This is a genomic window from Pseudomonas sp. Y3 TE3536 (assembly GCF_053629175.1).
In genome coordinates, this window is sequence record NZ_JBRJHU010000001.1 from 3,784,673 (window position 1) to 3,798,797 (window position 14,125).

2 protein-coding genes are annotated in these 14,125 nt (G+C 66.7%); one reads left to right on the top strand and one right to left on the bottom strand.

Annotated elements, in window-relative coordinates:
* Positions 1-56: 56 nt before the first annotated feature.
* Positions 57-587: an RNA polymerase factor sigma-70 gene (locus AB7M33_RS17150; protein ID WP_027592914.1), complete on the bottom strand. Its 531-nt coding sequence runs from the start codon at positions 585-587 to the stop codon at positions 57-59.
* 342 nt (positions 588-929) lie between these two features.
* Here AB7M33_RS17150 and AB7M33_RS17155 point away from each other — a divergent pair, with 342 nt between their 5' ends.
* Positions 930-13,883, top strand: coding sequence for a non-ribosomal peptide synthetase (locus tag AB7M33_RS17155; RefSeq protein WP_454243167.1), 12,954 nt, complete (start codon positions 930-932; stop codon positions 13,881-13,883).
* The last annotated feature ends 242 nt before the right edge of the window (positions 13,884-14,125 follow it).

The window sequence follows — 14,125 nt, forward strand, 5'->3', positions numbered from 1 at the left end:
GAGCGGCCTTGCGTCGCGAAAGGGGGTGCGAAGCGCCCCCCAGCCATTTCAGCTATTCAAACCTGACGGTTGGCCGTCTTGCGGCAATGCACCAAGGCATCGCGAATCATGAAGTTGACCAAGGTCGGCGACACGCCCAATTCCTTGGCGATGTCCTTTTGCGGCACGCCGTGCAAACGGTACATCTCGAACGCATAACGGGTGCGCTGGGGCAACTCGCTCAATGCCTCGGCGATGTCATCGAGGGCGGCGAGGTTGATGTGCGTGGCTTCGGGCGAAGCGTTCTGGATGACCACGTTCAGGCCTTCCTCTTCGCTGCCGGAATACTTCAGCTCCATCGCCTGCTTGCGGTAGTGGTCGATGGCCAGGTTGCGCACGATCTGGAACAGGTAGCTGAGCTGCGCCTTGAAGGACGAGGTGATCTGCGGGGCGGCGCTGAGCCGGAAGAATGCATCCTGCACCACGTCTTCCGCGCGTGAGCGGCAGCCGGTGATGCGCGCAGCGATCTTGACCAGAATGCTGCGATTGTCGACGAAGGCCTGGAGTAATGGTGAATCGCACTTACTTGTGGATAGTTGTTCCGCCATGGAAATCACCTTGTCACAGAGGGGAGAGGAGGCACCCAAGGTTGGGAAGCTTCCCGAGACGTGCGACAAGCTATTCAGAATGATAATGATTGTCAAATACGAAACGTAATTAGTATCTGTAAGTTTCGGTTCTAAGCAAGGATTGAGACGTGTGTCGCGTGGGGGATTGCGCGCCGCCCGCGCGGCGCACGGTCTCCCACGCGCCACACCTCTCAAGGCAAACCCCGCTAATTTCTTCCCCCGCCCATCCGTTCCCCTGTGTACATCCGGCCGCCGAGTGCTGCCCGCCTACGTGCGCGGCGCAGCCGGCCCGACTTCACCAGACACTGGCAGGAACACCCCATGACGGACGCCTTCGAACTCCCGCTCTCGCTGGTCCAGGCCCTGGCGCAACGCGCCGCGCAGACCCCGGACAAGATAGCCCTGCGCTTTCTCGCCGACGCTCCTGGCGAGCAGGCCGTGCTCAGCTACCGGGACCTGGACCGCCGCGCGCGCACCATCGCCGCCGCCCTGCAGGCCCGGGCCGGGTTCGGTGACCGTGCGGTGCTGCTGTTCCCCAGTGGCCCGGACTATGTCGCGGCGTTCTTTGGTTGCCTCTACGCTGGCGTCATCGCCGTGCCAGCGTACCCGCCGGAATCCACCCGTCACCATCACCAGGAGCGCCTGCTGTCGATCATCGACGATGCCGAACCGCGCCTGCTGCTGACCGTCGCGGCCCTGCACGACAGCTTGCAGGGCCTGGACGCGCTGGCGGCGGACAACGCCCCTGAACTGCTGGCCGTGGATGGCCTTGACCCGGGCCTGGCCGATGCCTGGCAGGCACCTGCCCTGGCCAGCGATGACATCGCCTTCCTGCAGTACACCTCGGGCTCCACCGCGCTGCCCAAGGGCGTGCAGGTCAGCCACGGCAACCTGGTGGCCAACGAGCAGTTGATCCGTCACGGTTTCGGCATCGATGTGAACCCCGACGATGTCATCGTCAGCTGGCTGCCGCTGTACCACGACATGGGGCTGATCGGCGGCTTGCTGCAGCCGATCTTCAGCGGCGTGCCGTGCGTGCTGATGTCGCCGGGCTACTTCCTCGCCCGGCCGCTGCGCTGGTTGCAGGCGATCAGCGAATACGGCGGCACCATCAGCGGTGGCCCCGACTTCGCCTACCGTTTGTGCAGCGAACGGGTCAGCGAAGCGTCCTTGGCCGGGCTCGACCTGAGCCGCTGGCGCGTGGCCTATTCCGGCTCCGAACCAATTCGCCAGGACAGCCTGGCAACCTTCGCCGACAAGTTCCAGGCCTGTGGCTTCGACCCGCAGAGCTTCTTCGCCAGCTATGGCCTGGCCGAAGCGACCCTGTTCGTCAGCGGCAGCCGCCGTGGCCAGGGCATCGGCGCCCTGGCGCTGGACGCCGAAGCCTTTGCCGCCAACCGCGCCGAAAACGGCAGCGGCAGCGTGCTGATGAGCTGTGGCTACCCGCAGCCCGGGCATGCGGTGCGCATCGTCGAGCCGCAGCGCCTCGAAGCGCTGGGCGACAACCAGGTGGGTGAAATCTGGGCCGGTGGCCCGAGCATCGCCCTGGGCTACTGGCGCAACCCCGAGGCCAGCGCGCGCACGTTCGTCGAGCGCGATGGCCAGACCTGGCTGCGCACCGGCGACCTGGGCTTCATGCGCGAGGGTGAAGTCTTTGTCACCGGGCGCTTGAAAGACATGCTCATCGTCCGCGGCCAAAACCTTTACCCGCAAGACCTGGAAAAGACCCTGGAGCGCGAAGTCGACGTGCTGCGCAAAGGCCGCGTGGCGGTATTTGCCGTGGACCACCAGGGAGAGGAGGGCATCGGCGTGGCGGTGGAGATCAGCCGCAACGTGCAAAAAGCCCTCGAGCCCCAGGCATTGATCAAAACCCTACGCCAGGTCATCGCCGACGCCTGCCGCCAGGCGCCGGCCGTGGTCTTGTTGCTCAACCCGGGCGCGCTGCCCAAGACTTCCAGCGGTAAGCTGCAACGCTCGGCTTGCCGCCAGCGCATGGACGATGGCAGCCTCGACTGTTACGCGCGCTTCCCGCAGGCCAGCGAGCAACCCGCAAGCGGCGCGGTGGCAGATGATCTGCAGGCCCGTATCGCCGCCGTGTGGCGCGATGTGCTCAAGGTCGAAGCCGTGGCGGCGGACGACCACTTCCTGCTGCTGGGCGGCAACTCCATTGCAGCCACCCAGGCCACCGCGCGCCTGGCGGATGAGCTGGGCATCAACCTGAGCCTGCGCACCCTGTTCGAAGCCCCGCTGTTGGGCGAGTACAGCGCTGCGGTGGCCGCGATCCTCGCTGAGGGTGGCGCCCAAGCCCAGGCCATCACCACCCTGGCGCGCGACCAGTCGCTGCCGCAATCGCTGGCACAGAACCGCCTGTGGCTGCTGTGGCAACTGGAGCCACAATCGGCGGCCTACAACATTCCGGCCGGCCTGCGCCTGCGCGGTGAGCTGGACGTCGCCGCACTGGAGGCTGCGTTCCAGGCCCTGGTGGCGCGCCATGAATCGCTGCGCACGGTGTTCAGCGAAGTGGATGGCCAAGCCCTGCAGCGAATTCAGGCCCAGCAGCCGTTTGGCCTGCGTCGCCTGGACCTCGAAGGCCAGGCCCCCGAGCAGGTTGCCGCGTGCCGCGAGGCAGAGGCCCAGCAGCCGTTCGACTTGTGCCAAGGCCCACTGCTGCGCGTGACCCTGGCGCGCCTGGACGATGAAGACCACCAGCTGTGGGTGACGTTGCACCACATCGTCGCCGATGGCTGGTCGCTGAACATTTTGCTCGACGAGTTCGCCAAACTGTACGCCGCGCACTGCCAGGGCCAAACAGCCACGCTGGCGCCGCTGCCCCTGGGTTACGCCGACTACGGCACCTGGCAACGGCAATGGCTGGCCGACGGCGAGGCCGAACGCCAGTTGCAGTACTGGAAAGCCAAGCTGGGTGATGAACTGCCGGTGCTCGACCTGTGCACCGACCAGCCGCGCGCCAGCCAGCGTGACAAACGCGCGGCGCGCTACACCCTGAAGGTGCCGGCCAAGCTGACCGAAGCGCTCAACGCCCTGGCCCGCGAGCAGCAGGCGAGCCTGTTCATGGTGCTGCTGGCCGGCTGGCAAGCGGTGCTGCACCGCTACAGCGGCCAGGCAGACCTGCGCATCGGCGTGCCCAATGCCAACCGCCCGCGCCTGGAAACCCAGGGCCTGGTCGGCTTCTTCATCAACAGCCAGGTGCTGCGTGCGCAGTTGCATGGCCGCTTGCCCTTCGAGCACCTGCTGGCCCAGGCTCGCCAGGCCACCCTTGAAGCCCAGGCCCACCAGGACCTGCCGTTCGAACAGCTGCTCGAAGCCCTGCCCGACGCGCGCGAGCAAGGCCTGTTCCAGGTCATGTTCAACCACCAGCAGCGTGACCTTTCGGCGCTGCGCCGCTTGCCAGGTTTGCTTGCCGAAGAGTTGCCGTGGCACAGCCGCGAAGCCAAGTTCGACCTGCAACTGCACAGTGAAGAGGACCATCAAGGCCGCCTGACCTTGGCCTTCGACTATGCCGCCGAACTGTTCGAGGCCAGCACGGTAAAACGCCTGGCCGCCCACCTGTTGGCCTTGCTCGAGCAGGTTTGCGCCCGGCCGCAGCTGGCGCTGGGCGAGGTGCAGTTGCTCGATGAACAGCACCGCGCACAGCTGCTCGGCTGGGGCCAGGCACCGGCGGCGGCGCCCCAGCGCCTGCTGGTCGAACAGCTCAACGAGCAGGCCCGGCTGACCCCGCAGCGAACCGCGCTGGCCTGGCAGGGCGGCAGCCTGGACTATGCCGAGTTGCACCAGCAGGCCAACCGCCTGGCCCATTACCTGCGTGACAAAGGCGTTGGCCCCGATACCTGCGTGGCCATCGCCGTCGAGCGTTCGCCACAGTTGTTGGTTGGCCTGCTGGCCATCCTCAAGGCCGGCGGCGCCTACGTGCCGCTGGACGTGGACTACCCGGCCGAGCGCCTGGCCTACATGCTCGGCGACTGCAATGCCAGCCTGCTGCTGAGCCACAGCGGCCTGCTGGGCAAGCTGCCGCAGGTCGAAGGCGTCAGCGCCATCGCCCTCGACCAGTTGCACCTGGACAGCTGGCCCAGCCATGCCCCCGGCCTGCACCTGCACGGCGACAACCTGGCCTATGTGATCTACACCTCGGGCTCCACTGGCCAGCCCAAGGGCGTGGGCAACACCCATGCGGCCCTGGCCGAACGCCTGCAGTGGATGCAGGCCACCTATGCGCTGAACGACAGCGACGTGCTGATGCAAAAAGCACCCATCAGTTTCGACGTCTCGGTGTGGGAGTGCTTCTGGCCGCTGGTCACCGGCTGCAAGTTGGTGCTGGCTGGCCCTGGCGAGCATCGTGACCCGCAGCGCATCGCTGCGCTGGTGCAAGCGCATGGCGTGACCACGCTGCACTTCGTGCCGCCGCTGTTGCAGGTGTTCGTGCAAGAGCCGCAGGCCGCCGCCTGCACCAGCCTGCGCCGGTTGTTCTCCGGCGGCGAAGCGTTGTCGGCCAACCTGCGTGACCGTGTGCTGCAGCTGTTGCCCCAGGTGCAACTGCACAACCGTTATGGCCCGACCGAAACCGCGATCAACGTCACCCACTGGCACTGCCAGGCCGAAGACGGCGAGCGCTCGCCGATCGGCCGCCCGTTGGGCAACGTGCTGTGCCGCGTGCTGGACGATGAACTGGAACTCACCGCGCCCGGTGTGCCGGGTGAGCTGTACCTCGGCGGCGCGGGGCTTGCCCGAGGTTACCTGGGCCGTCCGGGCCTGACGGCCGAGCGTTTCGTGCCCCAGGCCGACGGCGACGGCCAGCGCCTGTACCGCAGTGGCGACCGTGCCCGCTGGCAAGTCCAGCTGGAAGCGCTGGAATACCTGGGGCGCCTCGACCAGCAGGTGAAGGTGCGCGGCTTCCGCGTCGAACCCGAAGAAGTGCAGGCCTGCCTGTTGGCGCAAGCGGGTGTCGAGCAGGCACTGGTGCTGATCCACAAGGACGCTGTGGGCGCGCAATTGGTCGGCTACTACAGCGGTGCGGCCGAGCCGGCTGCACTGCTGGCCGCCTTGGCCGAGCAACTGCCGGCGTACATGGTGCCGGCGCAGTTGATCCCGCTGGCACACCTGCCGTTGGGCCCGAGTGGCAAGGTCGATCGCAAGGCGCTGCCCGCCCCGGTGTGGCAACAGCGCGAGCATGTCGAGCCGCAAAGTGCCGTGCAGCAGCAGGTCGCGGCGATCTGGCGTGAAGTGCTCAACTTGCCGCGTGTGGGCCTGCAGGACGACTTCTTTGCCCTGGGTGGCCACTCGCTGCTCGCCACCCAGATCGTCTCGCGGACCCGTCAGGCGTGCGATGTCGAGCTGCCGCTGAAAGTGCTGTTCGACGCCAGCGAGCTGGGCGCGTTCTGCGCCGAGATCACGCGCCTGCGGGAGGCCGGCGCGCATAACCTGCAAGGCGAAATCGCCCGCGTCGACCGCCGCCAGGCCGTGCCGTTGTCGTACTCGCAACAGCGCATGTGGTTCCTCTGGCAGATGGAGCCCGACAGCCCCGCCTACAACGTCGGCGGCATGGCCCGCTTGCGTGGCGCGCTGCACGTGGACGCATTCGAGCGGGCGCTGCAGGCGCTGATCGTGCGTCATGAAACCCTGCGCACCACGTTCCCCAGCATCGACGGCGTGGCGTACCAGTGCGTGGCCGAAGACAGCGGCGTGCACCTCGACTGGCAAGACTTCAGCACCTTGCCCGCCGAGGCCCGCCAGCAACGCCTGCAACAGCTCGCCGACGACCAGGCGCACCAGCCGTTCGACCTCGAGCGTGGCCCACTGCTGCGCGCCTGCCTGGTCAAGGCCGAGGAGCGTGAGCATTACTTTGTCCTGACCTTGCACCACATCGTCACCGAAGGCTGGGCCATGGACATCTTCGCCCGCGAGTTGGGCGAGCTGTACGAAGCCTTTGTCGATGACCGTGAGTCGCCACTGACGCCGCTGCCAGTGCAATACCTGGACTACAGCGTGTGGCAGCGGCACTGGCTGGAAAGCGGCGAAGGCGCGCGGCAGCTGGCCTACTGGAAAGCCCGCCTGGGCGATGAGCACCCGGTCTTGGCATTGCCGTCCGATCGCCCGCGCCCAGCGGTGCAGAGCCACCGTGGCGAGTTGCACCGGTTCGAGCTCGACCCGGCGTTGGTGGCGCGCGTGCATGCGTTCAACAGCCAGCGCGGGCTGACCCTGTTCATGACCATGACGGCAACCCTGGCGGCCTTGCTGCACCGCTACAGCGGCCAGCGTGACCTGCGCATCGGCGCACCGGTGGCCAACCGCATCCGCCCGGAAAGCGAGGGGCTGATTGGCGCCTTCCTCAACACCCAGGTACTGCGCTGCGAACTGGACGGCCAGATGACCGCCGCCGAGCTGCTGGAGCAGATGCGCCAGGCCGCCATCGAAGGCCAGTCGCACCAGGACCTGCCATTCGACCAGTTGGTCGAAGCCCTGCAGCCACCGCGCAGCAGCGCCTATAACCCGCTGTTCCAAGTGATGTGCAACGTCCAGCGCTGGGCGTTCCAGCAAAGCCGTGAACTGGTGGGCATGCAGGTCGACTACCTGGTCAACGACGCCAGCGCCACCAAGTTCGACCTGTACCTCGAAGTCACTGACCTCGATGGCCGCCTGGGCTGCTGCCTGACCTACAGCCGCGACCTGTTCGACGCGCCGCGCATTGCGCGCATGGCCGAGCACTGGCAGCAGTTGCTGATCGGCCTGCTGGACGACCCACAACAGCGCCTGTGCGAGCTGCCGATGTTGAGCCCGGGCGAGCAGCAAGTGCTGGTTGGGCAATTACAAGGCGAGCAGGATTTTGCCCTCGACCAGACCTTGCACGGCCTGTTTGCCGCCCAAGCTTCGCGCACACCACAGGCCCCTGCGCTGACCTTCGCGGGCCAGCACCTGAGCTACGCCGAACTGGACCAGCAGGCCAACCGCCTGGCCCGCGCCCTGCGCGAGCGCGGTGTCGGCCCGCAGGTACGCGTCGGCCTGGCCCTGGAGCGTTCGCTGGAAATGGTCGTCGGCCTGCTGGCCATCCTCAAGGCGGGCGGTGCCTATGTGCCGCTCGACCCCGAGTACCCCCTCGACCGCTTGCGCTACATGATCGAAGACAGCCGCATCGGCCTGCTGCTCAGCCAGCGCGCGCTGCTGGAAACCCTTGGCGAACTGCCAGACGGCGTGGCCCGCTGGAGCCTGGAAGACGATGCCGCAGGCTTGTCCGCCTTCAGCGATGCCCCGCTGGATAATCTCAACCTGCCGCAGCACCAGGCTTACCTGATCTACACCTCTGGCTCCACTGGCAAGCCCAAGGGCGTGGTGGTCAGCCATGGTGAAATCGCCATGCATTGCCAGGCCGTGATCGAGGCCTTCGGCATGCGCAGCGACGACTGCGAACTGCACTTCTACTCGATCAACTTCGATGCGGCCAGCGAACGCCTGCTGACCCCGCTGCTGTGTGGTGCCCGCGTGGTGATCCGTGCCCAAGGCCAGTGGGGCGCTGAAGAGATCTGCCAACTGGTGCGCGAGCAACAGGTGAGCATTCTTGGCTTCACCCCAAGCTATGGCAGCCAGTTGGCCCAGTACCTGGCCGGGCAGGGCGAGCAGTTGCCGGTGCGCCTGGTGATCACCGGCGGCGAGGCGCTGACCGGCGAGCACCTGCAGCGCATTCGCCAGGCGTTCACGCCGCAACAGTTCTTCAACGCCTACGGCCCGACCGAAACCGTGGTCATGCCCCTGGCCTGCCTGGCGCCACCCACGCTGCCGGCCGACCTGGGTAGCGTGCCGATCGGCCGCGTGATTGGCGCCCGCAATGGGTACATCCTCGATGAGGACCTGGCCTTGCTGCCACAAGGCGGCATCGGCGAGCTGTACATCGGCGGTGCCGGCCTGGCCCAGGGGTATCACGACCGCCCGGGGCTGAGCGCCGAGCGCTTCGTGGCCGACCCGTTCAGCACACAGGGCGGGCGCCTGTACCGCACCGGCGACCTGGTGCGCCTGGGCGCCGATGGTTTGGTCGAGTACGTTGGCCGTGCCGACCAGCAGGTGAAAATTCGCGGCTTCCGTATCGAATTGGGCGAAATCGAAAGCCGCCTGCAGGCGCATGCCGATGTCGACGAGGCGGTGGTCCTGGCCCTCGACCTGCCGGGCGGCAAACAACTGGTGGGTTACCTGGTGTGCAAGCAGGCCGGTGCCAACGGCGAGGCCCAGGCCGCGCTGCGCGACGCGGTCAAGGCCGATGCCCGCCAGCAACTGCCGGACTACATGGTGCCCGCGCACCTGGTGCTGCTCGACAGCCTGCCGCTGATGGGCAACGGCAAGCTCGACCGCAAGGCGCTGCCGCTGCCGGACCTGGAGCAGGCGCACCAGCATTACCAGGCCCCAGGCAACGAAGTGGAAGCGCAGCTGGCGCAGATCTGGCGCGACGTGCTCAACGTTGCCCGCGTTGGCGTGCAGGACAACTTCTTCGAACTCGGTGGCGACTCGATTTTGTCGATCCAGGTGGTCAGCCGGGCCCGTCAGGTGGGCCTGCAGTTCACCCCGCGTGACCTGTTCCAGCACCAGACCATCCAGACCCTGGCCACGGTGGTCAGCCTGAGCGCCGCGCCAAGCGGTATCGAGCAGGGCTTGCGCGAGGGGCAAACCGGGCTGACGCCAATCCAGCACTGGTTCTTCGACAGCGAAGTGGCCCAGCCACAGCACTGGAACCAGGCCGTACTGTTGGCGGCGCGCCAGCCTCTGGACAGCGCGGCACTGGAGCAGGCCCTGGCTGCACTGGTGCAGCACCACGACAGCCTGCGCCTGCGTTTCCGCCAGGCCAATGGCCGCTGGCAGGCCGAGTATGCCCAGCCTGCGCCTCAGCAACTGCTGTGGGCGGCCACGGTTGCAGACTTCGATGAGTGCCAGGCGCTGTACACCGACCTGCAGCGCAGCCTCGACCTGGAGCAAGGCCCGCTGCTTCGCGCCTTGCTGGTGACGGACGGGCAGGGCAGCCAACGCCTGCTCCTGGCGATTCACCACCTGGTGGTTGATGGCGTGTCCTGGCGTGTGCTGCTCGAAGACTTGCAGGCGCTGTACCGTGGCCAGCCGTTGGCGGCCAAGACCCACACCCTGGGCGACTGGGCCGCACGCCTGGCCAGCTACGCCGGCAGCGACTCGCTGCGCGACGAGCTGGACTGGTGGCACGCCCAGCTCGGCACTGTGCGCCACGAACTGCCGTGTGATCACCCGCAGGGTGGTAACCTGCACCGCCACGCCCGCACCCTGGCCATCGGCCTCGATGCCGAGCAGACCCGCCAGTTGCTGCAACAGGCACCCGCGGCCTACCACACCCAGGTCAACGACCTGCTGCTGACAGCCCTGGCCCGGGCCTTGTGCCGGTGGAGCGGTGACAGTGAGGTGCTGGTACAGCTCGAAGGCCACGGCCGCGACGGGTTGTTCGAAGACATGGACCTGACCCGCAGCGTCGGCTGGTTCACCAACGCCTACCCGCTGAGCCTTTGCCCGGTGCTGGGTGATGACGATGCCGCCCGCGCCCGCTCGATCAAACGGGTCAAGGAGCAACTGCGTCAGGTGCCGCACAAAGGGCAGGGCTATGGCGTGCTGCGCTACCTGGCCGACGCGGCCGGGCGCGAGTGCATGGCCGCACTGCCGCAGGCCCGCATCACCTTCAACTACCTGGGGCAGTTCGACCAGCAGTTTGACACTGATGCGCTGTTCCAGCCGCTGGACGCACCGGCGGGCCTGGCCCATGACCTGGAGGCCCCGCTGCCCAATTGGCTGAGTGTCGACGGCCAGGTCTATGCCGGTGCCCTGCAATTGCGCTGGACCTACAGCACCGAGCGCTATGACGAGCAGACCATCGCCACCCTGGCCGAAGGCTACCGCCAGGAGCTGCTGGCACTGGTCGGCCACTGCCTGGCCGACGGCAACGGCAGCTTCACGCCGTCCGACTTCCCCTTGGCGCACCTGACGCAGGAGCAGATCGACAACTTGCCGGTCGCTGCCGCCGAGATCGACGATGTCTACCCGCTGACGCCGATGCAGGAAGGCATGCTGCTGCACACCCTGCTGGAGCCAGGCACCGGCATTTACTACATGCAGGACCGCTACCGCATCAACAGCGCGCTCGACGCCGAACGCTTCGCCCAAGCTTGGCAGGCGGTGGTGGCGCGCCATGAGGCCCTGCGGGCGTCGTTCAGTTGGAACGCCGGCGAGGCGATGCTGCAGATCATCCACAAGCCCGGCAAGACGGCAGTGGATTATCAAGACTGGCGCGGCCTCGACGACGGTGCCCAGGAAGCCCGCCTGCAAGCCCTGCACAAACAGGAGCGCGAGGCCGGTTTCGACCTGCTGCGTGAAGCGCCGTTCCACCTGCGCCTGGTGCGCGTCGCCGATGAACGCTACTGGTTCATGATGAGCAACCACCACATCTTGATCGATGCCTGGTGCCGCTCGTTGCTGATGAACGACTTCTTCGAGGTCTACCAGGCCCTTGGCGAAGGCCGCCCGGCCCAGTTGCCGGTGCCGCCACGCTACCGTGACTACATCGGCTGGCTGCAACGCCAGGACCTGAACGAAGCGCGCCAGTGGTGGCAAGCCAACCTGGCCGGGTTCGAACGGGCCACGGCGATCCCCAGCGACCGCCCGTTGCGCCACGACCACGCCGGTGACGGCATGATCGTCGGCGACTGCTACACCCGCCTGGACGTCACTGACGGTGTTCGCTTGCGCGAACTGGCCCAGGCCCATCAGCTGACCATCAACACCTTTGCCCAGGCGGCCTGGGCCCTGGTGCTGGCGCGCTACAGCGGCGAGCGCGACGTGGCCTTCGGCGTCACCGTGGCCGGGCGCCCGGTGAGCATGCCGCAGATGCAGCGCACCGTTGGCCTGTTCATCAACAGCATCGCCTTGCGCGTGCAACTGCCCGCCGCCGGCGAGCGCTGCAGCGTGCGCCAGTGGCTGCAAGGCGTGCTCGAGCACAATATGGAAGTGCGCGAGTACGAGTACCTGCCGCTGGTGGCGATCCAGGAATGCAGCGAACTGCCCAAGGGCCAGCCGCTGTTCAACAGCCTGTTCGTGTTCGAGAACGCGCCGGTGGAAACCGCGGTGCTGGACCACGCTCAGCACCTCAACGCCAGCTCCGACTCGGGCCGCACCCACACCAACTTCCCGTTGACGGCGGTGTGCTACCCGGGGGATGACCTGGGCCTGCACCTGTCGTTCGACCAACGTTACTTCGACACTTCGACCGTCGAACGCCTGCTGGCCGAGTTCAAGCGCCTGCTGTTGGCGCTGGTGCAGGGCTTCGAGGGCGAGGTAAGCGATTTGCCGCTGCTGGGTGCCGAAGAGCAACGCTTCCTGATCGAAGACTGCAACCGCACCGAGCACGCCTACGCGCTGCAACAGAGCTATGTCGAGCAGTTCGAGGCGCAGGTCGCCGCGCACCCAGAGCGCACGGTGGCGCGTTGCCTGGACGCGTCCTTTGACTACGCGGGCCTGAACCTTGCGGCCAACCGCCTGGGCCATGCCCTGATCGGCGCAGGCGTAACCGTCGATCAGCCGGTTGCGCTGTTGGCCGAGCGCGGTTTGCCATTGCTGGGGATGATCGTCGGCAGCTTCAAGGCCGGTGCCGGCTACCTGCCGCTGGACCCCGGCCTGCCAGGCGCGCGCCTGCAGCGCATCGTCGCGCTCAGCCGCACACCGGTGCTGGTATGCAGCGCGGCCTGTGCCGAGCAGGGGCGGCAGATGCTGGACGCACTGGAGGGTGTGGCGCGGCCGCAATTGTTGGTGTGGGAAGACATCCAGGCCAGCAACATCGCCAGCCACAACCCGGGTATTCATAGCGGGCCCGACAACCTCGCGTATGTCATCTACACCTCGGGCTCCACCGGTTTGCCCAAAGGGGTGATGGTCGAGCAGCGCGGCATGCTCAACAACCAGCTCAGCAAGGTGCCTTACCTGGCCCTGAACGAGCAGGACGTAATTGCCCAGACCGCTTCGCAGAGCTTCGATATCTCGGTCTGGCAGTTCCTGGCCGCGCCGTTGTTCGGCGCCAGGCTGGAGATCGTGCCCAATGCCATCGCCCATGATCCGCAAGGCCTGCTGGCGCATGTGCAGGCTACCGGCATCACCGTGCTGGAAAGCGTGCCGTCGCTGATCCAGGGCATGCTGGCCAACGATCACCAGGCCCTCAACGGCCTGCGCTGGATGCTGCCGACCGGCGAGGCGATGCCGCCAGAACTGGCCGCGCAATGGCTGCAGCGTTACCCAGGCATTGGCCTGGTCAATGCCTACGGCCCGGCGGAGTGCTCGGACGATGTGGCGTTCTTCCGTGTCGATGTCGAGTCCACGCGCGGCAGTTACCTGCCGATTGGCACCCCGACCGACAACAACCGCCTGTACCTGTTCGGCGAGGACCAGGCACTGGTGCCGTTGGGCGCGGTTGGCGAGCTGTGCGTTGCCGGTACCGGCGTTGGCCGTGGCTATGTTGGCGACCCCGTGCGTACCGCCCTGGCCTTTATCCCGCACCCCCATGGCGCGCCGGGTGAACGCCTGTACCGCACCGGCGACCTGGCGCGCCAGCGCCTGGACGGGGTGCTGGAGTATGTGGGCCGCATCGACCACCAGGTGAAGATTCGCGGGTATCGCATCGAACTGGGTGAAATTGAAGCGCGCCTGCATGAACAGGCCGAAATCCGTGATGCCGCGGTGGGCGTGCAGGAAGGCGCCAACGGCAAGCACCTGGTCGGCTACCTGGTGGCCCATCAGGGCGTAACCCCTGATGCGGCGTTGCTCGAACAGATCAAGCAGCGCCTGCGCGCGGCATTGCCGGAGTACATGGTGCCGCTGCATTGGGGGTGGTTCGACAGCCTGCCGCACAACGCCAACGGCAAGCTCGACCGCAAGGCACTGCCGGCCATCGACATCGGCAGCCAGCACAGCCAGGCCTACCTGGCGCCGCGCAACGAGCTGGAAGCGGTGTTGGCCGGTATCTGGGCCGATGTGCTCAAGGCCGAACGGGTGGGTGTACACGACAACTTCTTCGAGTTGGGCGGGCATTCGCTGCTGGCCACGCAGATCGCTTCGCGGGTGCAGAAGCAGTTGCAGTTGGATGTGCCGCTGCGGGCGATGTTCGAGTGCAGCACGGTGGAGGAACTGGCGGTGTATGTGGAGGGGTTGCAGGGGCGTGTGCTGGATGACGACAAGGTTGACCGGCTGAGTGACCTGATGGCGGAGCTTGAGGGGCTGTAGGGTTAGGGTTTCGCCTTGAGTTTTGCGGGGCGGCGGACATCGAGCGCCGCCCGCGCGGCGCTTCGCAGCACAAGGCTGCTCCTACAGTTGTTTCGGGCCAGTTTCGCCTGTGCCTTCCGCGCGCGACCGCCTTGTTGATTCGACTCTATATTGAGGCGGGCACTAAAGGGGGCCGCGCGCGTTTGCCCCAGAAATAACTGCCCCTGAACAACTGTAGGAGCAGCCTTGTGCTGCGAAGCGCC

Excerpts from the sequence above, each read along its gene's own strand:
- AB7M33_RS17150 (WP_027592914.1), bottom strand. The coding sequence starts at position 587 with ATGGCGGAACAACTATCCACAAGTAAGTGCGATTCACCATTACTCCAG.
- AB7M33_RS17155 (WP_454243167.1), top strand. The coding sequence starts at position 930 with ATGACGGACGCCTTCGAACTCCCGCTCTCGCTGGTCCAGGCCCTGGCG.